The organism is Actinoplanes ianthinogenes, assembly GCF_018324205.1.
GTDB lineage: Bacteria > Actinomycetota > Actinomycetes > Mycobacteriales > Micromonosporaceae > Actinoplanes > Actinoplanes ianthinogenes.
Window position 1 is genome coordinate 1,973,147 of record NZ_AP023356.1, and the last position, 23,126, is coordinate 1,996,272.

The 23,126-nt window shown below is 72.9% G+C and carries 25 protein-coding genes; 17 read left to right on the plus strand and 8 right to left on the minus strand.

Features of this window, described 5'->3' with window-relative positions:
* The 4 genes from Aiant_RS09055 (at position 1) to Aiant_RS09070 (ending at position 2,722) form a co-directional block, all read left to right on the plus strand.
* Positions 1-753 (plus strand): glucose 1-dehydrogenase, encoded by a 753-nt coding sequence (locus Aiant_RS09055; RefSeq protein ID WP_189332451.1) that lies wholly within the window; start codon positions 1-3, stop codon positions 751-753.
* A gap of 1 nt (position 754) precedes the next feature.
* A complete protein-coding gene (locus tag Aiant_RS09060; protein ID WP_189332450.1) occupies positions 755-1,630 on the plus strand; it encodes an SDR family NAD(P)-dependent oxidoreductase in 876 nt (291 codons plus the stop codon).
* The gene (locus tag Aiant_RS09065; RefSeq protein WP_189332449.1) at positions 1,627-2,106 is read left to right on the plus strand and encodes a pyridoxamine 5'-phosphate oxidase family protein; all 480 of its coding nucleotides are present in this window, start codon (positions 1,627-1,629) and stop codon (positions 2,104-2,106) included. Before Aiant_RS09060 ends, Aiant_RS09065 begins: the two co-directional genes overlap by 4 nt.
* A gap of 106 nt (positions 2,107-2,212) precedes the next feature.
* Entirely contained in the window at positions 2,213-2,722 is a 510-nt protein-coding gene (locus Aiant_RS09070) for a hypothetical protein (RefSeq protein WP_189332448.1), read from the plus strand.
* Between the two features lies 1 nt (position 2,723).
* On the opposite strand, the gene Aiant_RS09075 is transcribed toward Aiant_RS09070, so the two are convergent.
* Positions 2,724-4,232: an aldehyde dehydrogenase family protein gene (locus tag Aiant_RS09075; protein WP_189332447.1), complete on the minus strand. Its 1,509-nt coding sequence runs from the start codon at positions 4,230-4,232 to the stop codon at positions 2,724-2,726.
* A gap of 27 nt (positions 4,233-4,259) precedes the next feature.
* The gene (locus Aiant_RS09080; protein WP_189332446.1) at positions 4,260-4,991 is read right to left on the minus strand and encodes an SDR family oxidoreductase; all 732 of its coding nucleotides are present in this window, start codon (positions 4,989-4,991) and stop codon (positions 4,260-4,262) included.
* 46 nt (positions 4,992-5,037) lie between these two features.
* Between Aiant_RS09080 and Aiant_RS09085 the strand changes: the two genes are divergently transcribed.
* From Aiant_RS09085 to Aiant_RS09105, 5 genes are read left to right on the plus strand one after another with little or no spacing between them, the layout of a single operon-like run.
* Entirely contained in the window at positions 5,038-5,763 is a 726-nt protein-coding gene (locus Aiant_RS09085) for an enoyl-CoA hydratase family protein (protein ID WP_189332445.1), read from the plus strand.
* The gene (locus tag Aiant_RS09090) at positions 5,760-6,596 is read left to right on the plus strand and encodes a CoA transferase subunit A (RefSeq protein ID WP_189332444.1); all 837 of its coding nucleotides are present in this window, start codon (positions 5,760-5,762) and stop codon (positions 6,594-6,596) included. The genes Aiant_RS09085 and Aiant_RS09090 overlap by 4 nt, the downstream gene beginning before the upstream one ends.
* Entirely contained in the window at positions 6,583-7,257 is a 675-nt protein-coding gene (locus Aiant_RS09095) for a CoA-transferase subunit beta (protein ID WP_189332443.1), read from the plus strand. The genes Aiant_RS09090 and Aiant_RS09095 overlap by 14 nt, the downstream gene beginning before the upstream one ends.
* A complete protein-coding gene (locus tag Aiant_RS09100; protein ID WP_189332442.1) occupies positions 7,254-8,294 on the plus strand; it encodes an NAD(P)H-dependent flavin oxidoreductase in 1,041 nt (346 codons plus the stop codon). The genes Aiant_RS09095 and Aiant_RS09100 overlap by 4 nt, the downstream gene beginning before the upstream one ends.
* A gap of 32 nt (positions 8,295-8,326) precedes the next feature.
* Positions 8,327-8,881, plus strand: a complete 555-nt coding sequence (locus Aiant_RS09105) for a hypothetical protein (protein ID WP_189332441.1) — start codon at positions 8,327-8,329, stop codon at positions 8,879-8,881.
* A gap of 4 nt (positions 8,882-8,885) precedes the next feature.
* Here the strand turns inward: Aiant_RS09105 and Aiant_RS09110 are convergent, their stop codons facing one another.
* Positions 8,886-10,094 (minus strand): acetyl-CoA C-acyltransferase, encoded by a 1,209-nt coding sequence (locus tag Aiant_RS09110; RefSeq protein WP_189332440.1) that lies wholly within the window; start codon positions 10,092-10,094, stop codon positions 8,886-8,888.
* Between the two features lie 68 nt (positions 10,095-10,162).
* On the opposite strand from Aiant_RS09110, the gene Aiant_RS09115 reads away from it, so the two are divergent.
* The 7 genes from Aiant_RS09115 (at position 10,163) to Aiant_RS09145 (ending at position 16,268) form a co-directional block, all read left to right on the plus strand.
* Positions 10,163-11,323, plus strand: a complete 1,161-nt coding sequence (locus tag Aiant_RS09115) for an acyl-CoA dehydrogenase family protein (RefSeq protein ID WP_189332439.1) — start codon at positions 10,163-10,165, stop codon at positions 11,321-11,323.
* A gap of 43 nt (positions 11,324-11,366) precedes the next feature.
* On the plus strand, positions 11,367-12,188 hold the full coding sequence (locus Aiant_RS09120; RefSeq protein WP_189332438.1) for an acyl-CoA dehydrogenase family protein: 822 nt from the start codon (positions 11,367-11,369) through the stop codon (positions 12,186-12,188).
* Positions 12,189-12,190: 2 nt separating this feature from the next.
* Positions 12,191-13,063 (plus strand): TIGR03619 family F420-dependent LLM class oxidoreductase, encoded by an 873-nt coding sequence (locus tag Aiant_RS09125; protein ID WP_189332437.1) that lies wholly within the window; start codon positions 12,191-12,193, stop codon positions 13,061-13,063.
* A 70-nt stretch (positions 13,064-13,133) separates the two neighbouring features.
* Positions 13,134-14,066 carry a hypothetical protein gene (locus tag Aiant_RS09130; protein WP_189332436.1) on the plus strand — a complete coding sequence of 311 codons (933 nt, stop codon included), beginning with the start codon at positions 13,134-13,136 and terminating at the stop codon, positions 14,064-14,066.
* Positions 14,060-15,133, plus strand: coding sequence for a hypothetical protein (locus tag Aiant_RS09135; RefSeq protein WP_189332435.1), 1,074 nt, complete (start codon positions 14,060-14,062; stop codon positions 15,131-15,133). Before Aiant_RS09130 ends, Aiant_RS09135 begins: the two co-directional genes overlap by 7 nt.
* Positions 15,134-15,193: 60 nt before the next feature.
* Positions 15,194-15,928 carry a hypothetical protein gene (locus Aiant_RS09140; protein WP_189332434.1) on the plus strand — a complete coding sequence of 245 codons (735 nt, stop codon included), beginning with the start codon at positions 15,194-15,196 and terminating at the stop codon, positions 15,926-15,928.
* The gene (locus tag Aiant_RS09145; RefSeq protein ID WP_229830479.1) at positions 15,921-16,268 is read left to right on the plus strand and encodes a transcriptional regulator; all 348 of its coding nucleotides are present in this window, start codon (positions 15,921-15,923) and stop codon (positions 16,266-16,268) included. The genes Aiant_RS09140 and Aiant_RS09145 overlap by 8 nt, the downstream gene beginning before the upstream one ends.
* Here the strand turns inward: Aiant_RS09145 and Aiant_RS09150 are convergent.
* The 3 genes from Aiant_RS09150 to Aiant_RS09160 are packed head-to-tail and all read right to left on the minus strand — an operon-like array spanning position 16,234 to position 19,299.
* On the minus strand, positions 16,234-17,355 hold the full coding sequence (locus tag Aiant_RS09150; protein WP_189332433.1) for a sulfotransferase family protein: 1,122 nt from the start codon (positions 17,353-17,355) through the stop codon (positions 16,234-16,236). The genes Aiant_RS09145 and Aiant_RS09150 overlap by 35 nt on opposite strands.
* A 9-nt stretch (positions 17,356-17,364) precedes the next feature.
* Positions 17,365-18,138, minus strand: coding sequence for an SDR family oxidoreductase (locus Aiant_RS09155; protein WP_189332432.1), 774 nt, complete (start codon positions 18,136-18,138; stop codon positions 17,365-17,367).
* 3 nt (positions 18,139-18,141) lie between these two features.
* Complete coding sequence (locus Aiant_RS09160; protein ID WP_189332431.1) at positions 18,142-19,299, minus strand: hypothetical protein; 1,158 nt, start codon at positions 19,297-19,299, stop codon at positions 18,142-18,144.
* Positions 19,300-19,377: 78 nt separating this feature from the next.
* Here Aiant_RS09160 and Aiant_RS09165 point away from each other — a divergent pair, with 78 nt between their 5' ends.
* A complete protein-coding gene (locus Aiant_RS09165; RefSeq protein ID WP_189332430.1) occupies positions 19,378-20,364 on the plus strand; it encodes an alcohol dehydrogenase catalytic domain-containing protein in 987 nt (328 codons plus the stop codon).
* Here Aiant_RS09165 and Aiant_RS09170 read toward each other — a convergent pair.
* Entirely contained in the window at positions 20,361-21,458 is a 1,098-nt protein-coding gene (locus tag Aiant_RS09170; RefSeq protein ID WP_189332429.1) for an NAD(P)H-dependent flavin oxidoreductase, read from the minus strand. The two genes, Aiant_RS09165 and Aiant_RS09170, sit on opposite strands and share 4 nt — an antisense overlap.
* Entirely contained in the window at positions 21,448-23,046 is a 1,599-nt protein-coding gene (locus Aiant_RS09175) for an acyl-CoA synthetase (protein WP_189332428.1), read from the minus strand. Before Aiant_RS09175 ends, Aiant_RS09170 begins: the two co-directional genes overlap by 11 nt.
* Between the last annotated feature and the right edge of the window lie 80 nt (positions 23,047-23,126).

A 23,126-nucleotide genomic window follows, 5' to 3' on the forward strand; every position in this document is an offset into this window, starting at 1 on the left:
ATGGGCCGGCTGGACGGCAAGGTCGCTCTCATCACCGGCGGTGCCCGGGGCATGGGCAAGTCGCACGCCCGGCACTTCGTCGCCGAGGGCGCCCGGGTGGTGATCGGGGACGTGCTCGACGACAAGGGCGCGGCGGTCGCGGGCGAGGTCGGCGGGGTCTACGTGCACCATGACGTGACCAGTGAGGCGGACTGGGCCGGCGCGGTGGAGACAGTGCTCAGCGCGTACGGGAAAATCGATGTTCTGATCAACAACGCCGGGATCCTGCGGCACGGGCGGATCGCCGAGATGGACCCGGCCGAGTTCCGCCGGGTGCTCGACGTGAACCTGGTGGGGTGCTGGCTGGGCGTGCACTTCGTGGCGCCGGCGATGATCGCGGCCGGTGGCGGGTCGATCGTGAACGTGTCGTCGATCGAGGGGTTCGCCGGGGCGGCCGGGCTGTCCGCCTACAGCGCGAGCAAGTTCGGGATCCGCGGGATCACCCGGTCGGCGGCGCAGGAGCTGGGGCCGTCCGGGATCCGGGTCAACTCGGTGCACCCGGGCGGGGTGATGACCTCGATGACGCTCGCGGCGGCCGGGCAGCTGACCGAGGTCGACCCGGCGGCGTTCCTGAAATCGCTGCCGATCTCCCGGTTCGCCGAGCCGATCGAGATCTCCCGGCTGGTGGCGTTCCTGGCCTCGGACGAGTCGTCCTACACGACCGGGGCCGAGTTCCTCGCCGACGGCGGCCTGCTGGCCGGGCCGGGGTATTGAGATGGGCGCCCGGCCGTTGGACGGCAAGATCGCGGTGGTGACCGGGGCCGGTCGGGGTCTCGGCGCGGCGGAGGCTCGCGCGCTGGCCGCGGCCGGGGCGCGCGTGGTGCTCAACGACCTGCCCGGGCCCGGCCTCGACGAGGTGGCCGCGTCGCTTCCGGAGGCCGCGGTCCGTCCCGGTGACATCGCCGAGTGGGCGACCGGGGAGGCGCTGCTGGCGGCGTTCGGTGGCATCGACATCCTGGTGAACAACGCCGGGGTGCTGCGCGACCGGATGATCTTCTCGATGTCCGAGCAGGAGTGGGACACGGTGATCCGGGTGCATCTGCGCGGACACTTCGTGACCACCCGGCTGGCCACGGCGTACTGGCGGGAGCGGAGCAAGGCGACCGGCGGGCCGGTGTACGCCCGGATCGTGAACACCTCCTCCGAGGCGTTCCTGCTCGGATCGGCCGGGCAGCCGAACTACGCCGCGGCCAAAGCCGGGATCGTCGGGCTGACCCTGGCCACCGCCCGGGGCTGCGCCCGGTACGGCGTGCGCGCGAACGCGATCTGCCCGCGTGCCCGGACCGCGATGACCGCCGAGCTGATGGGTCCGGCGCCCGAGTCCGGGGCGGATCCCCTCGACCCGGCGCGGGTCGCGCCGCTGGTCACCTATCTGGCCGGGCCGGGTGGCGAACGGATCACCGGGGAGGTGTTCGTGGCCTACGGCGACCTGGTGGCGGTGCTCGGGCCGCCGACGGTCCGGGCGGCCTTCCACTCCGCCGGCGATCAGTGGACGCTCGACGAGCTGGACGCGACGCTGGGCAAGGTGTTCACGGCGGATCCGCCGAGCCCCGGCTTCGTCTGTGCGGAGACCTTCCGGGAGGCCTCGTGAAGCAGCGCGACACCGTGTCGATGCCGGACGCCGAGGTCGCGGCGCTGCTGGCGGGCAGCCGCAAGCTGCACCTCGCGACGATCAACCCGGACGGGACGCCGCACCTGGTCAGCATGTTCTACGGGATGACGGACGGGCGGATCGCGTTCTGGACCTATCGCGCCTCGCAGAAAGCCCGCAACCTGGCTCGTGATCCACGGGTCACGTGCCTGGTCGAGGACGGCGACGAGTACTTCGAGTTGCGCGGCGTGCAGGTGAACGGCGTGGTCACCGCGATCGACGACCTGGCCGGGGTGACCGGGGTCGGCCGGCTGGTGGCCGCGCGGATGCCCAGCCCGGTGGCCGGCGACCTGGCGCCGGACGAGGTCGCCGCCGCACTCGACGGTTACGTCGCCCACACGGCGGCCAAGCGGATCGCCTACCTGGTCGAGCCGCGCCGGGTGATCAGCTGGGACCACCGCCGTCTGCTCGCCTGAACGCCCGATCGGGCCGCCGTATCGGGCCGAACGGCGGGCTGGCAGCGCTGATCTTGAGTGGCTACCCTACGACGTCTGGTTTTTTCTATTTACGGGGATTCATCTCATGCGACGCACCATCCTGGCCGTTACCGCCGGCGCCCTGCTGCTGACCGGCGCCGCCTGCGGTTCGAAGTCGGACACCACCGCCACCCCGGCGGCGACGACGGCGGCCACGACCGTGTCGGCCACCCCGGCCGCCGACTACACCGCGGACACCAAGAAGGTGTGCACCGACGTCACCACCCTGCTCGGGGGCGACAAGATGAAGAAGTTCGGCGAGGAGCTGGGCAAGCTCATCGCGTACAAGCAGGCGAAGGCGACCGCCAAGGCGAAGCAGGCCCGCACCGACGCCGGCACCCGGCTCAAGGCCGCCGCGACGGAGCTGAACGCGATCACCGCGAAGGCCCAGGACCCGGAGCTCAAGGCCGCCGGCGCGAAGATTCAGCAGAACATGAACGCCAGCGCCGCCGACGACACCTTCTTCGCGAAGTTCAAGACGGAGGCCGACATCAGCAAGGCGCTGGAGACCGAGATGACCGTCTGGTTCACCCCGATGGACTCGTTCTGCTCCTGAGTCACATCATCTCGTCCCCGGTCGGTATCAGGACCGTCTTGAGCTCGGTGTAGGCCTCGATCGCGGTACGCCCGCCCTCGCGCCCGAGCCCCGACTGCCCGAACCCGCCGAACGCCACGTGTGGTTCGAGCTGGTACCCGTTGATCCCGACGGTGCCGGCTCGGACCGCGCGGGCCATCCGTACCGCCCGCTTCACGTCCGCGGTGTAGACCGTGGCGGCCAGCCCGTACGACGTGTCGTTGGCCAGCCGGATCGCCTCCTGCTCGTCGGTGAACGGCACCACCGCGAGCACCGGCCCGAAGATCTCCTCCTGGGCGATGGTCGCGCTGTTCGGCACGTCGGCGAAGACGACCGGCTCGACGAAGTTGCCGGCCGACAGCTCGCCGTCCGGACGCCCGCCGCCGCACACCAGCCGCGCCCCCTCGGCCTGTCCGCGCTCGATGTAGCCGAGCACCCGGTCCAGCTGCCGCTCGGTGATCAGCGGAGCGGCGGTCACCGTGGGGTCGAACGGATCGCCGTAGGTGACCAGCGTCGTCATGCCCTGCGCGATCGCCAGGAACTCGTCGTACACGTCCCGGTGGACCAGCGCCCGGGAGTGCGCCACGCACGCCTGGCCGGACAGGCCGAGCGTCACCGTGCCCATGGTCAGCGTGGCCGCCGCGTAGACCTCGGCGTCCGGGAAGACGATCGACGGGCTCTTGCCGCCGAGTTCCAGGCTGACCCGCTTCATCCCCTCGGACGCCGCGGCCAGCACCCGTTTGCCGACCGCCCGGCTGCCGGTGAACGTGATCTTGTCGATCAGCGGGTGGGTGATCAGCGCCTCGCCGGTCGGGTCGCCCGGCCCGGTCACCACGTTGAGCACGCCCGGCGGCAGCCCGGCCTCCTCCAGCAGTTTCGCCAGGCGCAGCGTCGCGAACGTGGCGAACTCCGACGGCTTGAGCACGACGGTGCAGCCGGCCGCCAGGGCCGGTGCGACCTTCTGCGCGGTGAGCAGCAGCGGCCCGTTCCACGGGACCACCGCGGCGACCACGCCGACCGGCTCGCGCAGGGTCAGCACCAGGTGGTCGCCGCCCTGGTAACCGGGGAGCGTCTCGCCGGCCAGCTTGTCGACCCAGCCGGCGTGGTGGTCGAAGACGTCGGCGACGCACTCGACGGACATCGCGTACTCGTCGCCGAAGGTGAGCGGCACCCCGTTGTCGAGCGCCTGCAACGTCCGCAGCTCGTCGGTGTGTGCCCGGATCAGCTCGGCGGCCCGGCGCAGCACGGTGATCCGCTGCTTGGCCCGGGAACCCGGCCAGGAGCCCTCGTCGAACGCCTGCCGCGCGGCGCGCACCGCCGCGTCCACGTCGGCCGGCGAGGCGACCGCGAAGTCGCCGACCTGTTCGCCGGTGGCCGGGTGCCGATGGGTCCAGGTGCGCCCGTCGGCCGCGGCTCGCCACGTGCCGCCGATCAGCAGCTCGCCGGTGGCCAGGCCGACCGCGTCCCGCCTCGTCTTGATCGAGAGAACCATCGGGCACCTCTCCAACTGAAACAGGTTCTATTTCTGCGCACGGTACGCCGCATCGCGCAGGTCCGCCAGATACCCCGGCCACTCGCCGCCGCCGTGCACCGCCACCGACGCCCCGGTCACGTAGGCCGCCAGCGGGGAGGCCAGCAGCAGGCAGACCCCGGCCACGTCCTCGGGTGTCGCGGGCCGGCCCATCGGCACCGTCCGCGCCACCGCCTCGGGGTCGAGCAGGCCGGCGACCGGACCGGGCACCACGCTGTTGACCCGCACGGCCGGCGCCCACTCCGCGGCCAGGCTGGTCGCCAGGTGGTGCAGGCCCGCCTTGGCCGCGCCGTAGGCCGCGCCGCCGGGCGACGGGCGGGTCCCGCTGACGCTGCCCACCATCAGGATCACGCCGCCGCCGGGCTGCGCCCGCATCACCGCGTTGGCCGCCTGGGCGACGTGCAGCGGGGCGAGCAGGTTGAGCTCGACGATCTTCGCGTGCAGGCGTGGCGACGCGGTGGCGGCGGCGACCGGCGGCGCGCCGCCCGCATTGTTCACCAGCACGTCGAGGCGGCCGTCCAGGGCGGCCACCAGCGCGGCGGCCTGGCCGGGGTCGCGGACGTCGGCGCGGACGAAGTCGGCCGGCCCGTCGTAGGAGCCGCGGCCGCAGACCAGCACCCGCGCCCCGGCCGCGAGGAACGCCGCCGCGATCGCCGCGCCGATCCCCCGCGTCCCGCCGGTGACGATCACACCGCGGCCGGCGAAGTCGAGAGGGTCCATGCCGCGAGGCTAGCTCACCAAGCAAGCGCTAGGTTAGCCTCGGGCCATGGGCGAAAATCGGATCGCCGACGTGGTGATCGACTTTCCGCCGGTCAACGCGGTGCCGGCGGCCGGGTGGCAGTCCCTCGCCGACCGGATCACCGCGGCCGGGGCCGACCCGGCGACCCGGGTGGTGGTGCTCTCGGCGCGGGGCCGCGGCTTCTGCGCCGGCGTCGACATCAAGGAGATGCAGCGCGGCGAGGGCCACCAGGTGCTGCTCGCCGCCAATCGGGGGTGTGCCGCCGCGTTCGCCGCCGTCTACGACTGCCCGGTCCCGGTGATCGCCGCGGTGCACGGCTTCTGCCTGGGCGGCGGCGTCGGCCTGGTGGGCAACGCCGACCTGATCGTGGCCGCCGACGACGCCACGTTCGGGCTGCCCGAGGTCGACCGGGGCGCGCTCGGCGCCGCCACCCACCTGGCCCGGCTGGTGCCACCGCAGCTGATGCGCGCCATGGTCTACACCTGCCGCCCGGTGACCGCCGCCGACCTGCACCGCTTCGGCACCGTGCACGAGGTGGTGCCGGCCGCCGAGCTGCCCGCGGCGGCGCGGGCGGTGGCCGAGGAGATCGCGGCCAAGGACCCGGTGGTGATCCGCCGGGCCAAGGAGGCGCTCAACGGCATCGACCCGGTCGACGTGAAGCGGTCGTACCGGTTCGAGCAGGGCTTCACCTTCGAGCTCAACCTCAACGGCGCGGGTGACCGGGCCCGGCAGCGTTTCGTGGAGGGCGGATGACGGTCATGTCCGTCGACGAGGTGGTCGGCGAGCTGCGCGACGGGATGACGGTCGGCATCGGCGGCTGGGGGTCGCGCCGCAAGCCGATGGCGCTGGTCCGGGCCATCTGCCGGGCCGGGCTGCGGGACCTGACCCTGGTCTCCTACGGCGGGCCGGACGTCGGGCTGCTGGTCGCGGCGGGCTGCGTGCGACGGGTGGTCACCGGGTTCGTGTCGCTGGACAGCATCCCGCTGGAGCCACACTTCGCCCGGGCCCGGCAGCACGGCGAGATCGCATTGCTGGAGTACGACGAGGGCATGCTCTACTGGGGCCTGCTCGCCGCCGCCAACCGGCTGCCGTTCCTGCCGATCCGGGCCGGGCTCGGGTCCGACGTCCTGCGGGTCAACCCTCACCTGCGCACGGTGCGGTCGCCGTACGCGGACAGCTCCGACCTGGTGGCGATGCCCGCCGTGACCCTCGACGCGGCCCTGGTCCACCTGAATCGCGCCGACCGGCGCGGCAACGCGCGCTACCTCGGCCCGGACCCCTACTTCGACGACCTGTTCTGCCTGGCCGCCCGCCGTCGCTTCGTCTCCTGCGAACGGCTGGTCAGCACCGCTGAGCTGGTGAACGAGGGGCCGCCGCAGGGCCTGCTGCTCAACCGGATGATGGTCGACGGGGTGGTCGAGACGCCGCACGGCGCGCACTTCACCAGCTGCGTCCCCGACTACGGCCGGGACGAGTCGTTCCAGCGGGAGTACGCGACCGCCGACTGGGCGACGTTCCGGGCCACCTACCTGGACGGCGACGAGGACGACTATCAGAAGGCGGTGGCGGCCCGTGAGCCAAGCTGACGTTTGCGTGGTGGCGTGCGCGGAGGCCTGGCGCGGGGACGGCGCGGTGCTGGCCTCGACGACCGGCGTCGTCCCCCGGCTCGGCGCGCGCCTCGCCCAGCTCACCTTCGCTCCGGACCTGCTGCTCACCGACGGCGAGGCGACCCTGCTCCACGACGACGAGCCGGAGGGATGGCTGCCCTACCGCGCGGTGTTCGGCGTGGTCGCGGCCGGCACCCGGCACGTCATGATGGGCGCGAGCCAGCTCGACCGCTTCGGCAACCAGAACATCTCCTGCATCGGCGACTGGCACCGGCCGACCCGCCAGCTGCTCGGCGTGCGCGGCGCGCCGGGCAACACCGTCAACCACACCACCAGCTACTGGGTGCCCCGGCACGAACCGCGCGTCTTCGTCGAGCACGTCGACATGGTGTCCGGGATCGGTCACGACCGGGGCGCCGCCGAGATCCGGGTGGTGGTGACGAACCTGGCCGTGCTCGACTTCGCCACCCCGGACCGCTCGATGCGACTGCGTTCGGTGCACCCCGGGGTGTCGGTGGCAGAAGTCCAGGCCGCCACCGGGTTTCCGCTGACCGTGCCCGCTTTCGTCGAGGTCACCCGGGAGCCGACGCCCGCGGAACTGGAGATCATCGAGCACCTCGACCCGGACGGCCTGCGGTGAGGACCCGGCTCACCGAGTTGCTCGGCTGTCCGTATCCGATCGTGCAGACCGGTATGGGTTACGTGGCCGGCGCCGGCCTGGTCGCGGCCACCTCGGCGGCCGGCGGCTTCGGCATCGTCGCCTCCGCCACGATGACCCTCGACCAGCTCCGCGACACCGTCCGCAAGATCCGCGCCCGCACCGATGCCCCGTTCGGCGTCAACCTCCGCGCCGACGCCCCGGATGCCACCGACAAGATCAATCTTTTGGTACGCGAACAGGTCCGTCTCGCCTCGTTCGCCCTCGCCCCGAACCGCGATCTGCTCCGCCGCTGCGCCGACGGCGGCGTGCTCACGATGCCGTCGGTGGGCGCCCGCCGCCACGCCGAAAAGGTGGCCGCCTGGGGCGCCGACGCCGTCCTGGTCCAGGGTGGCGAGGGCGGCGGGCACACCGGCCCGGTCCCGACCACGCTCCTGGTGCCGCAGGTCGTGGACGCGGTCGATCTCCCGGTGGTGGCGGCCGGCGGCTTCTTCGACGGGCGCGGCCTGGTCGCCGCGCTCGCCTACGGGGCGTCCGGCATCGCCATGGGCACCCGGTTCCTGCTCACGTCGGACAGCCCGGTCGCCCTGGACGTCAAGCGCCGATACCTGGCCGCCGACGTCACCGGCACGGTGGTCACCACCCGCATCGACGGCGTCCCGCACCGCGTCCTGCGCACCCCGCTGGTGGACGCCCTGGAACGTTCCGGCCGGATCAGATCCCTGCTCCGCGCGATCCGCAGCGCCACCTCGTTCCGCCGCGAGTCCGGTCTGTCCTGGCCCGACCTGCTGCGAGCCGCCCGAACCGCCCACCACAACCGGTCCTGGTCCCAGACCTTGATGGCCGCAAACACCCCGGCGATGCTGCACGCGTCGATGGTCGAGGGCCGCCCGTCCGGCGTGATGTCCGCCGGCCAGGTCACCGGCCTGATCGACGACCTCCCGTCCTGCGCCGAACTGATCGACCGCATCATGGCCGACGCCGACGCCCGCCTGGCCGCCCTCGCCCACCTCCGGTGACCAGACCTATGACCAGACCTAGGCTGCTGGTCGTGGACGAGGAACCGAAGCGGGTGGATCGAGCCGGGCTGGCCCGGGTCATCCTGGCGATCGCGACGGAGTCGGGCTGGCTCACCGCGGACGAGTGGCGGCGAGTCGCCGCGCTGGTGCTCGCGGCCGGTGGGGACTGGCCCGCCGTCGCCGACCTGGCCGCCGGGTGCTCGGCGGTCCCGGCGGCGGAGGAGCGCCTGGTCGAGCAGCTCACCGCCGAGATCGGCGATCGGCCGCGGCTGGATTTCCACAGCGTGGTCGCCGGTGTGGCGGCGCGGGCGTACACGCTCGGCGCCATCGCTGACCATGACTTCATCGCCGTACTCAGCAGTCATGGCTCTGACGCGTACGGCACCAAGAACGACAGCGAGGGCGGGGCCATGATGTGGGAGGTGTGGGCTCAGCACAGCCTCGACGGCTCCTGCGCCGAGTTCGGCGGATCCGGCACCTCCGGCTACGACGAGGAGGACCTGCGCGTCCGCGGCGATCGGCTGATCCCACCGGACAGCATCACCGGCCCGCTCGGCGCCGTTCTGGCGGACGTGCTGCACGGGTGACCGGTCAGAGGCGTTCGATGACGGTGACGTTGGCTTGGCCACCGCCCTCGCACATGGTCAGGAGGCCGTAGCGGCCGGCGCAGCGTTCCAGCTCGTGGAGCAGGCCGGTGAGCAGACGGGCGCCGGTGGCCCCGAGGGGGTGCCCGAGGGCGATCGCGCCGCCGTTGACGTTGACCCGGGCCGGATCCGCGCCGGTTTCGCGCAGCCAGGCGAGGAGCACGCTGGCGAAGGCCTCGTTGACCTCGAAACGGTCGATGTCGGCCAGGCGCAGACCGGCTCTGGCCAGGGCGTGTGCCGTGGCCTCGATCGGTGCGGTCAGCATCAGGACCGGATCGCCGCCACGGGCGGACAGGTGCCGGATGACGGCCCGCGGCCGCAGGCCATGCGAGCGCAGTGCCCGGTCCGACGCGACCAGCAGGGCCGCGGCGCCGTCGGCGAGCTGGCTCGCGGTCGCGGCGGTGGTGACACCGCCGGGCCGCAGCGGAGCCAACGCGGCCATCCGCTCGGCGCTCGTGTCCCGGCGGGGACCCTCATCGACGCCGACCGGCGCGATCCCGGCCGGGCGCCGGGACTCGTCGGCACCGGACGGCGCGATCCCGGTCCGGGACGGGCCCTGGTCGATGCCGATCGGCACGATCTCGGCCCGGAAGCGGCCCTCGTCGATCGCCTGGACCGCCCGCCGATGGCTGGTCAGGGCCCACTCCTCCAGCTCCCCACGGGACAGGCCCCACGTGGCGGCGATGGCGTCCGCGCTGCGGAACTGGTCGACCTCCGAGTCCCCGTAACGCGCCGCCCACCCGGCGGAGCCGGCGTAGGGCCCGGCGGGCGCCATCGCGCTGCCGATCGGCACCTGGCTCATGCTCTGCACCCCACCGGCCACGACCAGGTCCGCCGTCCCGCTCATCACCGCCTGCGCCGCGAAATGCACGGCCTGCTGGCCGGACCCGCACTGCCGGTCGACGGTCACCCCCGGCACGTGCTCGGGCAGCCCGGCCGCGAGCCAGGCGGTCCGGGCGATGTCGCCGGACTGCGGACCGAGCGTGTCGACGCAGCCGAGCACCACGTCGTCGATCGCCGCCGGGTCGGCACCCGCGCGGTCGAGCAGGGCCGCGATGGTCTGCCCGGCCAGGTCGGCCGGATGCACCCCGGACAGGCCGCCGCCGCGTCGGGCGACCGGGGTGCGGACCGCCGACACGAGGTATGCCGATTCCACCGGTTGACGCCCCCTCATCGAGAGACCAAGCTAGAACCTGTTCTAATCTATGGCATCGGGTGGCCACCATGCACGTGGGATACACGCCGGAGCAGGAGAAGCTCCGCCAGGAGCTGCGGGCCTATTTCGCCGGTCTGATGACGCCGGAGTTGCGCGCCGCGCTCACCGACGACGACGGTGAGTACGGGGACGGCGAGGCGTACCGGGCGGTGGTCCGGCAGCTGGGCCGGGACGGCTGGCTGGCACTGGGCTGGCCGGTCGAGCACGGCGGCGGCGGGCGGTCCCGCGTCGACCAGCTGATCTTCGCCGACGAGGCAGCCATGGCCGGGGTGCCGGTGCCGTTCCTGACCATCTACACGGTCGGGCCGACCATCGCCCGGCACGGCTCCCCCGAGCAGCGGGCCGAGCTGCTGCCCCGGATCGCGGCCGGGGAGGCGCACTTCTCGATCGGCTACTCGGAGCCGGAGGCCGGCACCGACCTCGCGGCGCTGCGCACCCGGGCGGTCCGCGACGGCGACGACTACGTGATCAACGGGCAGAAGATGTGGACCAGCCTGATCCGGTACGCCGATTTCGTCTGGCTGGCCTGCCGCACCGATCAGGACGCGCCCCGGCACCGGGGCCTGTCGATCCTGGTGGTGCCGACCGACGCGCCCGGCTTCTCCTGGACGCCGGTGCGCACGGTGGCCGGGCCGACCACCAGCGCGACCTACTACGCCGACGTGCGGGTGCCGGTGTCGGCGCGGGTCGGCGCGGAGAACGCGGGCTGGCAGCTGATCACCGACCAGCTCAACCACGAGCGGGTCGCGCTCACCTCGGCCGCCCCGCTGCGCCGCTCGCTCGACGAGGTCACCGAGTGGGCCGTCGAGACCGGGGCGATCGAGCGGGAGTGGGTGCGGCTGCACCTGGCCCGGGTGCACGCCAAGACCGAGGTGCTCAAGCTGCTGAACTGGCGGGTGGCGGCCGGCGGGGACGATTCGCCCGGCGCGGTGCGCGCCTCGGCCGGCAAGGTGTACGGCACCGAGCTGGCCGTGGAGGCGTATCGGCTGCTCATGGAGGTGCTCGGCCCGGCCGCCACGATCCGCGGCGGTGCGCCCGGCGCACTGCTGCACGGCCGGATCGAGCGGATGCACCGGGCGTCGCTGATCCTCACCTTCGGCGGCGGCGCGAACGAGGTGCAGCGCGACATCATCGCGGCCGGCGCGCTCCAGCTGCCGGTCACAAGATAGAAAACCCGATTTCGGTACGTCCTGAGCACGGTCAGGGGACTCGATGGACTTCACCCTCAGCGACGAGGCGACCGGTCTCGCCACGCTCACCCGCGACCTGGCCGCGTCCGGTCGCCCCCTCTGGCCGGCGCTCGCCGAGGCCGGTGTGCTCGCCGCCGCGCTGCCGGAACGAGCGGGCGGCGACGGCTGCGGCCTGATCGAGCAGTGCGCGATCCTGATCGAACTGGGTCGCGCCGCCGCCGACGTGCCCTACCTCCCGTCGATCGTCGGCGCGGCGTCGGCCATCGCCCGGTTCGGCACCGACGAGGAGGTCGCCACCTGGGCCGTCCCGGCCGGACGCGGCAGGGTCGTGCTGACCTCGGAGCAGGCACCCGGCGGCCCGGACATCGCCGCCTGGCTCGCCCAGCACACCACCATCGGCGGCCCGGAGGTCGCCGCCTGGCTCGCCGCGCACACCACGGTCGGCGTCTGCGCGACCCAACTCGGCGTCGTCGAACGCGCCCTGGAGATGACCGCCGGGCACGCCCGCTCGCGGACCCAGTTCGGCCGCCCGATCGGCTCCTTCCAGGCCGTCTCGCAGCGCCTCGCCGACGCCTACATCGACGTCGAGGCCTTGCGCCTGGCCCTCTGGCAGGCGGCTTGCGAGCCGGACCGGGCCACCGTCGCCACCGCCGGATTCTGGGCCGCCGAGGCCGGCCACCGCGTCCTGCACACCGCCGTCCACGTGCACGGCGGCGTGGGCCTGGATCTCGACTACCCGCTGCACCGCTACTTCCTGGCCGCGAAGCACCACGAGTTCCTCCTGGGCGGCGCGACCCGGCAGTTGCTGGCCCTGGCCGACACCACCGTTCCCGTTCGGAGGTAAGCATGAAGTTCAGCCTCGGCATCGCGCTCAGCCCCCTCGACCAGCTCATCGACCTGGCGCGGACCGCCGAGGAGTGCGGCTTCGCGTCCATCGCCCTGCCCGACTCGCTCTTCTACTCCGAGGAGGTGAGCGCGAAGTATCCGTACACGCCGGACGGCAGCCGGTTCTGGACCGCGGAGACGCCCTGGTCGGACCCGCTCGTCACGGCCGCCGCGCTCGGTGCGGCCACGTCGCGGATCCGGTTCTACACGCAGGTGCTCAAGCTCGGCCCGCGCAACCCGGTGCTGCTGGCCCGGCAGGTCGGCTCGGTGGCCCACCTGACCGGCAACCGTTTCGGCCTCGGGGTCGGGCTCGGCTGGTCGCCGGAGGAGTCGCTGTGGTGCGGCGCGCCGTTCGAGGACCGGGGTGCCCGCGGCGATGAGGCTATCGACGTACTCAAATTGATTCTTGGGGGTGGCATGGTCGAGTATCACGGGAAGCACTTCGATTTCGGCCGCCTCCAGATGAGTCCGGCACCCACCGCCCCGGTCCCGATCTATGTGGGTGGGCATGCGGAGGCGGCGCTGCGCCGCGCCGCCCGGGTCGGCGACGGCTGGTCGTCGGCGATGATGCGGTTCGACGACCTGCGTGCCACGATCGACCGTCTGGCCGTCCTGCGCGGCGAGTACGGCCGCGCCGGCCAGCCCTTCGAGATCCAGGCGGTGTGCATCGACCGCTTCGGACCGGACGGTTTCCGGCAGCAGGCCGAGGCCGGGGTGACCGACGCGATCGTGGTGCCGTGGCGGTTCTACGGCACCGGCTTCGACGGCGACCTGAACGCCAAGCGCGACGGCCTGCGCCGCTTCGCCGACGAGGTGATCTCCCGGTTCACCTGACAAGAGTCGGACTGGCGACGTTGCACGCCCGCGGGACGCCCCGGAGCCTAAGCTCGCCCCGGAGGCAGGCATGGGCAAGTCACGAAAACGACGCCCCACCCGAGCGGCCCCACCACCGGCGGCCCCGCCACCGGCGCCGGAGCCGCCCCGGCCGCACCGGGTCCGGAAGGCGCTGCTGGCCACCGCCGGCACGGTCCTGACCACCCTTCTCGTGCTGGTGGTCACCGGCGCCGCCGGGCAGATCGTCGACGTCCCGGCCGCCCAGGACCGGCTGCGCGCCCTCAGCGATCGCCTCTTCGGTGGCGACGACGAGGAGAGCGCCGCCGATCCGGCCGCCGGATCGGCGCTGCGGGTCGACGTGCTCGACGTCGACGGCTCCTACGGACAGGTGGCCGCCTTCCCCGCCGAACCGGCCTCGGCCTGGCAGCCGTTCTTCCAGAGCCCCGACCTGCCGACGATGGCGGCCCTGCTGACGGCGGGCGGCTGGGCGGGCGGCGGCCTCAAGCTCACCGTCTCCCTGGAGAGCCGCCGCACCCAGGACATCACCGTCTTCGACGTGCGGCCGGTCCGCCTGCACCGCCGGCCGATCCCGCACGGCGCCGTGGTGTCGGTGCTCAATCAGGGCGCCCCGCTGGAGCGCATGGCGTTCGACCTGGACAGTCCGCAGCCGGTCGCCCGGAAACTGACCGGCACCGATCCGGCCGCGGCGGCGAAGGCTCGCCCGTTCTTCGAGGTGCAGACCGTGCCGCTGCCGCAGGCCGGCGCGCGATCCGTGCTCCTGCTGGAGTTCACGACGCTGCGCGCGGCATACGACTTCGGGGTCGCGATCGACTACACCACCGGCGGCCGGTCCTACACGCAGGAGCTGCCCGGCGGTCCCTACCGGGTGGCCGCCGACCTGTGCCAGGCGGGCGCCCCGGCCCTGCACTACGACCACGTCCGCACCGTGTCCGGTGGCGCCGACGGCACCGCCTTCACGATGACCACCCAGTCGTCATGCTGAGGGCCGCGGCGCTGCTCCTGCTCGTCACCGCCCTGACCGCGTGCCGCTCGGAGCCGCGGCCACCGCCCCCGCAGCACCTGCGCGCGGCCGAGGCCCGGCAGCTCACCGGGGTCCACCTCAGCCCGTCCTTCCGGGCGCAGTGGTCCGGCCCGGACGCCGTCACGGTGGTCCGGGAGGTCGACGAGGGCGAGACCATGGAGCTGATCGACCTCGCCTCCGGCGCGATCCGCCTGAGCGGCCGGATGGACAGCACCGCCACCGTGCTGATCCCGGCGGATCCGACCGCCGCCCAGATCGTCCTGGTCGCCGCCGGCCTCTGGGACGCCCGCGTCTACCTCCGCCCGATCGCCGGCCCGGCGTGGCGCACCGGCCCGGCCGTCCCCTTCCCGACCGCCGCGGTGCTGGACGACACCGGCACCCGGCTGGCCGTGCTGGGCAGCGGCGTCACCGTCTACGACCTGGCGTCCGGCCACCGCCTGTCGGCCGGGGACAGGCCGGCACCGGGGCCGGACGACGACGGATCGTTCTACGACAGTGCGCTCTTCACCGGGAACACCGTGCTGACCCACGCGAGCGCCGCCGGCCACCTCGACAAGTGGGACGTCTCCCAGTCCCGGGCGGTCCTGACCCGGCTGCCGTGCGGATGCCGGATCGCCTACAACGCGATCTTCGGAGCGGGCGGCCGCACCGCGGGCGCGGCCACCATGGACGGCACGATCGGCCTGCTGGACACCTCGACCGGCCGCCTGGTGAACCAGGTCCCGGTCACCGACGCCAAGCGCGTGCTGCCGGTGGCCCAGGCCGTGGTGGACGACCACGCCGTGCTCTTCCAGCACCTCGCGCAGACCGCGGGCTATTCCCCGGACCCGAACGCCGGAGGCGACGTGCTCTACAGCTGGGACGCGACGACCGGCGCGGTGGACCGGATCTGGCAGTGCCCACACTGCTCGATCACGGCGGTCCGCCAGCAGGCCCCGTCCCGGCAGCTGCTGATCGAGGCCACCGCACAGCCCGCCGACGACCCGCAACTGTGGCTGCTCCGCCTGGAGTGGGCGGTCCGGACTTGACGCGGCCGCGCCGGCACTCCACTCTGTAATCCAGAGTTTCCTGTGATGCAGAGGAGATCCATGAGTACCGAGGCACCCGACGCCGCCGCCATGCTGGCCGAATTGGACACCCTGAAAGCCCGGAGCCGGAGGCTGGCGCACGGCGGCCTCTGGCTCCCGGCCCTCGTCCTGGCCGCCCTGCCGCTGGCGAGCATCGCGCTCTACCAGGACCCGGCCGCCCACACCGGCAACGGCGTGATCGAGTACCCCTACTGGGCCGGGCTGCCGGAGCAGCAACGCGCCGGCCTGGGCTCCTACCTCTTCTGGCTGCTGGCGACGCCGCTCGCGTTCGCCCTGGTCGCGCTCTGGTATCGCCGCCGGGAGAGCACGGCCGGTGTCCGGGTGCCCTGGCGCGTTCCGGTCGTCGCGGGAGCGGCCGGACTGCTCTGCCTGCTGGCGCTGTTCGCCGCCCCGGCGGGACATCGGGCGAGCGCGGAGACCTCCTGGTGGCAGGGTCTGCTGACGCCACTGCTCGGCGTCGCGCTCGCCGCGATCGCCCTCGGGATCGTCGAGCGCAGCAAGGGGATCACCGTCGCCGGCGTCTGGATGGCGGCCCTGGCCTGGCAGTTCTGCGCGACCGGCCAGGTCGGGGGGCTCCTCGGCTGGCAGTCCTGGGTGCTGGGCGGTGGGCCCGCCCTGGGCGGTCAGCTGACGGTGCTCGGTCTGGACCGGCCCGCCCCGGCTCTGCTGATCATGGCGCTGCCGCTGACCCTCGCCGGTCTCTACCATGCCGCAAGGTCACGGACGAATGGCTGACATGAGCGAGGCGCTGCCACACCCCGCTGTCGGGCTCGACGACGTCATCCATCAACGGGTGCGCCTGGGCGTGCTCGTCATGCTGGCCGAGATACCCGAGGTCGCCTTCGCCACCCTGCGGACCGAGCTGCGACTCACCGACGGCAACCTCAACCGGCACGTGCAGGTCCTGGTGGACGCCGGCCTGGTCACCCTGACCAAGGGCTACGAGGGCAATCGGCCACGCACCTGGGTCAAGCTCACCCGCGACGGCCGCCGCGCCCTGCGCGCCGAGCTGGCCGCGCTGGAGCAGCTCACCGCCCGCCTCAAGGCCGCGGACCTGGACGAGCCCAGCCCGTGAACGCCGCGTCCACCTCCGCCGCGGTCAGGCCGAAGTCGGCCAGGTCGTACCGATGCGCCGGTCCTCTCGGCGGAGCCGTGGCCACCGGGGGCGGTGGCGCCCCCAGCCGGTCGTAGATCATCTCGACCGTCCCCTGAGGGTCGGACGTCAGGTCGTCGTAGTCGACGTCGATGAAGTGGGCCGGGTCGTGGCGGGCCCGGTCCACGGCGAACGTCCGCAACCCCCGCGACCACAACGCCACCTGCGCCCGCCCGAGCACCTCGCCCCGGAACAGCGGCGACCATCCGGCGCACGCCCGCGCGTTGAGGCTGCACACCGACGCGATCACCGTCCGCGGCGCCCGATGCGTCTGGATCACCACCGCGTCCGGATAGGCCGCGAGCAGCGCATCCAGCGCGAACAGGTGACTCGGATTCTTCAGCACCCACCGGCGTTCCCGATCGTGCAACCCGATCAGTTGCAGATTCCGCCGATGCCGGAGATAGGCGCCCGTCCAATCCTGCCCGGCCAGCCACGCCGAATATTCCGGCACGTGAGCCAGGCACTCGAACGACACCGACATCATCGACTGCCGCAACAGCCGCCAGCACTCCTCGACCTGATCAGCCGCGATGTAATGCGCCCCCAGCAGCGACGGATCCGCCCGCGCATAGCCGTCGCGCAGCATCGCGTAGACCGGATTCTCGTCCCACGACTCCCGCGGCGGCCGCGGCTGCGGCGCCTCGGTCAGCCACAGTTCCAGACCCTGGTGCGCCGGGTCCGCGGCGAGCAGCCGATGCAGCGCGGTCGTCCCGGTCCGCGGCAGCCCGGTGACGAAGACCGGCCGCACGATCGGCACGGAGGCATGCTCCGGGAACTGTTTCCACGCCGCCTCGCTGAGCAGCCGTGACACCAGCGCTGCGCGCACCAGGCCCCTGCTCATCCTGCTGCCGTCCGGGGTCAGGGTGGCTTGCTTCGCGTACGCCCGGAGCAGCACTCCCATGCCCTCGCGATAGTCGTCCGCCCCGAAGTCGTCGAGTCCCGTCAGCCGGGTCGCCGACGCGTGCAGATCCGCCACGGTGCCGACGTCGGTGCGCGTGCTGCGCATGCCGCCTCCTCAGTGGTGGAACTCGCCGCAGTTGACGTCCAGGCACTGCCCGGTGATGCCCCGGGCGAGCCCGGAGAGCAGGAACAACGCGGCGTCGGCCACCTCGTCCGGCTCGGGCAGCCGGCGCAGGTCGACGGTCGCGGCGATCTCGTCGTAGATCTGCTGTGGCGGCACCTCGCGCTGCGCGGCCTGGTAGTCGAACCACAGGCGCAGGCTGTCCGCCCAGATCCAGCCGGGCGCCACCGAGTTGACCCGCACACCCCGCGGTCCGAGCTCACTCGCCAGGTTCTGGGCGACCGCGAGCAGTCCCGCCTTCGCCAGCTTGTACGGCCCGAACGGCCGCCGGGAGTGCCGCAGCACCGCCGAGTTGACCATCACGACCGCGCCACCGGACTCGACCAGGGCCGGGGTCAGCAGCCGGGTCAGGCGCAGTGCCGCGAGCACGTTCACCTCGAAGCTCGACCGCAGGTCGTCCAGGCCGACCTTGCCGAGGCTGCGCATCGGCGGCATCGCGAACGCGTTGTTGACCAGCCCGTCCACCCGGCCGAACTCGGCGAGAGCGGCCTCGGCCAGGGCCGCGCTCGCGTCGTCGTCGGTGAGGTCGGCCGGCATCACCAGGGCGCGGCGGCCGGCCGCGGTCACCTTCCCGGCCACCTCGGTCAGGTAGGACTCGGTGCGGGCGGCGAGCACCACGTCGGCGCCGTGGTGAGCGGCCCGCACCGCGAGCGCCTGCCCCAGGCCGGGCCCGACCCCGGCGATCACGACGACCTTGTCGGCGAGCACGGCTCAGCCCAGCATCCGGGCCGCGGTGGCGGCCTGCCGGGCGGCGATCCGTTCCCGCCAGGCGGCCGGGTCGATCGGCTCGTGGTACGGCAACTGCTTGGGCAGGTCGTCGACGGCGACCAGGTCCACCCGGGGGCCGTCCGCCTCGGTCAGCGCGCGGGACAGCCGCTGCCAGCGCAACTGCACGTAACCGCGGTCGTGGCCGGTGCGCTCGATCCAGTTCGCCACACCGGGGTCGCGCTCGCTGATCACGTAGCGGATCATGCCGTCCGGATCGACCCTCGCCTGCGGGACGGTGAGGCTGGTCTGGTGGTTGCTGTAGTCCAGCGAGACGTACCACATGCTGCCGAGTTGGAGGCCCTGGTAGGGGGCGCCGGCGACCGGGACGGTGACCACCATGGCCTGGTCGTCGTCGAGCGCGTAGTGGCCGGCCGAGGAGTACTGGGTGGCCAGGCCGCCGGGAGTCGGTCGGGGCGGGGTCAGGGTGTTGACCGGCAGGTTGAGGTAGAAGCGTTCGGCGAAGGCCAGGAAGGTGCGGATCCGGCCGACGAGCATCTTGCCGGCTATCGCGTACCGTCGGCTCTGGATCTGCTCGGTGAGCGGCGCGGGCCCGGTGCCGGACCGGTCGGCCCGATGGATGCGCAGCATCCCGGGTTGTTCGCGGGTCCAGTCGCTGAACACCTCGCGCACCACGAGCATGGCCGAGCCGGGCGCCAGCGGGAACGCGTTGCGGCCGCGCAGGCCGGGGCCGAAGCGGATCTCGAAGGTGCCGTCGGCGGCGATGTCGATCTCGCGGTCGTCGAAGGCGGCGAGGCTGTCCGGGACGTTGACCGGGGAGTACGAGCCGTCGAGGATCTGGAAGCTCAGGTCGGCGGTGCTGCCGCGGCGGCCGGTGACCACGTACTCGGCGTCGTCGCGCAGCCAGGCGTGGAAGTAGAGCGTGTCCGGATTGTCGAGACCCATTTTCGTGTACGGCCCGGTGGACCGCACGAAGTAGGGGAAGTCGCGGTCGTAGGCCCAGGCCATCTGGATCGAGGCGCGGATGCCACCGGCCAGGTAGTCGTAGCCCTCGATCAGGTCCTGCTCGCCACGGAGGTGTGGCGCCTCGGTGATGACGCGCTCGGCGTGCGCGATGGCGTCGGCGAACGGCTGAGTGAGCACGCCTCATGCTAGAACGCGTTCTAATTTAGCGTCAACGGATCCTTGCCGTCAGGTAGAACGCGTTTCATTCTGAGGGGCATGCGCGCGTATCGGATGACGGAGTGGGGCGCCGCCCCGGAGCACCGGGAGATGCCGGAGCCGGTGCCCGGGCCGGGGCAGGTGCTGGTGCGGGTGGCCGGGTGCGGGCTGTGCCGGTCCGACCTGACCATGCGGCGGATGCCACGCGCGGCCGGTGAGCGGCTCGGCTGGCGGATGCCGTTCACGCTGGGCCACGAGACGGCCGGCTGGCTGAGCGACGGGACACCGGTGGCGCTGGTCGCGGCGCGGTCGTGCGGCGCCTGCCGGCTCTGCGTGCGCGGGCTGGACAACGCCTGCCCGGACGGGACGACCGGGCGCGGGTACGGCCGGGACGGCGGGCTGGCCGAGTACGTGGTCGCCGATCGGCGCAGCGTGCTGCCGCTGGGCGGGCTGGATCCACGGCACGCCGGGCCGCTGACCGACGCGGGCGCCACCGCCTACCACGCGGTGCGGCGGGCGCTGCCGCACCTGGCGCCGGGCAGCGTAGCGGTGGTGCTCGGCGCGGGCGGGCTGGGCGCGTTCGCGGTGCAGTTCCTGCGGGTGCTGACCGCCGCGCGGGTGGTGGCGGTCGACGTCTCCCCCGATCGCCGGGCCTACGCCGAGTCGGTCGGCGCGCACGAGGTGGCGGCGGCGGTGACGGAGCCGGCCGACGTGGTGCTCGACTTCGTCGGCACGGACGAGACCGTCGCGGCCGGTGTCACGGCCGTCCGGCCCGGCGGAGCCTACGGGTTGATCGGCTCGGGCGGCGGGCGCCTCGACCGGCCGTGGTTCGGGGTGCTGCCCCGTGACGGCGAGGTGTTCACGTTCCAGGGCGGGTCGATCGCCGACGCCCAGGAGGTGATCGCGCTGGCGGCGGCCGGGCTGATCCGCAACCAGGTGCGGGAGTTCCCGTTCGAGCAGGCCGGGGAGGCCTACGACCGGCTCGCGGCCGGCACCCTCACCGGCCGCGCCGTCGTCGTCCTCTCCAGCGGCCGCCTCGTCGTCTAACCGGCCAGCTTCCCCAGGCGGGCGAGGGTCTCGTCGGCCTCGGCGACCAGGTCGGCCAGGACGTCGGCGACCGGGCGCACCTCGTTCATCCGGCCGACGATCTGGCCGACCGGCATCGGCACCACGGTCGGGTCGCCGGACTCCATCAGCCGCAGGTGCGCCTCGGACACCAGCAGATTCTGGAGCGGCATCGGCAGCGGCGCCGGCGCCTGCTCCGCGTTCCAGGCGTCGGTCCAGCGGTTGCGCAGCAGCCGGGCCGGCTTGCCGGAGTAGATCCGGCTCCGGACGGTGTCCGACGATCCGGCCTTGAGCAGGGCCTCGCGCAGCGCGGGAGCGCTCCGGTACTCCGCGGTGCCGAGCCAGACCGAGCCCATCCAGACGCCACGGGCGCCGAGCGCGAGCGCGGCCGCGACCTGCCGGCCGCTGCCGATCCCGCCGGCCGCCAGCACCGGCACACCCTCCCCCACCGCGTCGACGACCTCGGGCACCAGGACCATGCTGGCGATCTCACCGGTGTGCCCGCCCGCCTCGTAGCCCTGGGCCACCACGATGTCGACGCCGCTCGCCACGTGACCGCGGGCGTGATCCGCGCGGCCGGCGAGGGCGGCGACCTGGAGACCGTGCCGGTGCGCCTGGGCGATCACGTCCGGCGGTGGCGGGCCGAGCGCGTTGGCGATCAGCCGCACCGGGTGGTTCAGCGCCACCTCGACGTGTGAGCGGGCCACCGAGTGCAGCCAGCCGAGCACGCCGTCCCGCTTCTCCGCGCCGGCACCCAGTGGGGGAACGCCCAGGCGTTGCAGGGTCCGCTCGACGAAGTCGCGATGGCCCGGTGGGATCAGCCGGTCGAGGTCGGCGGGGACTCCCTCGGTCGGCTCGTGGCTGGGCATGACGACGTCCACGCCGTACGGAAATCCCTGGGTTTGATCGTCGAGCCAGGTCAGGACCGCGTCGAGCTCGTCGGCGTCGTTGAAACGCACGCAGCCGAGCACGCCGAGCCCACCGGCCCGGCTGATCGCCGCGACCACCTGCTCGGACGGGCTGAAGCCGACCACCGGATGCCGGATGCCGAGGCGTTCGCACAGCTCAGTCCGCATGGGTGGGCTCCTCGGCGGCGTGCTGGTGTGCCCAGCGGTAGTCGGCCTTGCCGCTGATCGTGCGATGGATCTCGTCGACCAGCCAGACCGACCGGGGCACCTTGTAACCGGCGATCAGCTCGCGCAGGTGCCCCTCGACCCCGGCCAGGTCCAGCTTCACTCCGGGCCGGGGCTGCACGAGCGCGGCCACCCGCTGCCCGAGCCGCTCGTCCGGGATGCCGATGACCAGCGCGTCGAAGACGTCGGGGCAGGTCTTCAGCGCGCCCTCGACCTCCTCCGGGAAGACCTTCTCGCCGCCGGTGTTCACGCAGGTGGCGCCGCGGCCGAGCAGGGTGATGGTGCCGTCCTCCTCCAGCCGGGCGTAGTCGCCGGGAAACGCGTAGCGCACCCCGTCGACCTCGGTGAGCAGGGCGGCGGTCTTCTCCGGGTCGTTGTAGTAGCCGAGCGGGAGGTAGCCGCTCTTGGCGAGCCGGCCCACCTCGCCGGGCGCCACCGGGCGGCCGTCGTCGCCCAGCACCACGGTGGTCGGGCCGGGCATGACCCGGGGGTCCTCGATCGCGCCGCCGGGCACGTCGGCGACCACGCCGAGCCCGGTGAACCCGGTCTCCGAGGCGCCGACCGCGTCGGTGACCAGCACGTTCGGCAGCAGGTCGAGGTACTGCCGCTTGACCACCGGGGAGAACAGGGCGCCGCTGGAGGAGACCGCGACGACCGAGGAGCCGTCGTAGCCGCCGCCCGCGTAGGCCTCGATGATCGGGCGGGCCATCGCGTCACCGATCAGCACCACCACGTTGACCTGGCGCCGGTCGATGGTGCGCCAGACCTCGTCGGCGTCGAAGTGCGGCAGCATCACCACGGTGTCGCCGGCGAACAGCGCCATCAGCGCGGCCCACTGCGCGTTGCCGTGGATCAGCGGGGCGAGGCAGAGCCGGACCATGCCGTCCGCGGCGGCGCCACGCCGGGACTGCTGCCACTCGTCCTCGAGCGGGATGCCGGTCATGAAGTCGACGCCGCCGCCGAGGGTGCGCCAGACGTCCTCGTGCCGCCAGAGCACACCCTTGGGATATCCGGTGGTGCCGCCGGTGTAGAGCAGGTAGATGTCGTCACCGGACCGCTCACCGAAGTCCCTCCGGGGTGCGCCGGCTGTCAGCGCCGCCGCGTAGTCGACGCCGTCGGCTGCCGCATCGGTGCCGTCCGGCAGCACCACCACCGCCCGCACCTCGGGCAGCTCCTTGATGACCGCCGCCACCCTGGGCGCGAAACGGCGGTCGTGGACGAGCGCCGCCAGCCCCGCGTCCGCGAACAGAAACTGTAACTCGTTCTCGACATACCGGAAGTTGACGTTCACCATCGCGGCGCGCAGCTTGTAGATGGCGATCATGGCCACCACGGCCTCGATCGAGTTGCCCGCGTAGAGCCCGACGCGATCACCCGGGCGCACCCCGCGATCTTGCAGGAAGTGGGCCAGACGATTGGCCCGCTGCTCCAGCTCGGCGTAGCTGATCTCCTGCTCGCCGAAGCACACCGCGATCCGGTCCGCGAAGGCGTCGACCGCGTGCTCGAACAGGTCCGCAATATTTGCCGCCATCAAACGAAAGTAGAACCTGTTATCGTGCGTGGCAAGCACTTCGGGAGGTGGCCCTGTGGAACCGCACGCGCTCGTCGAGC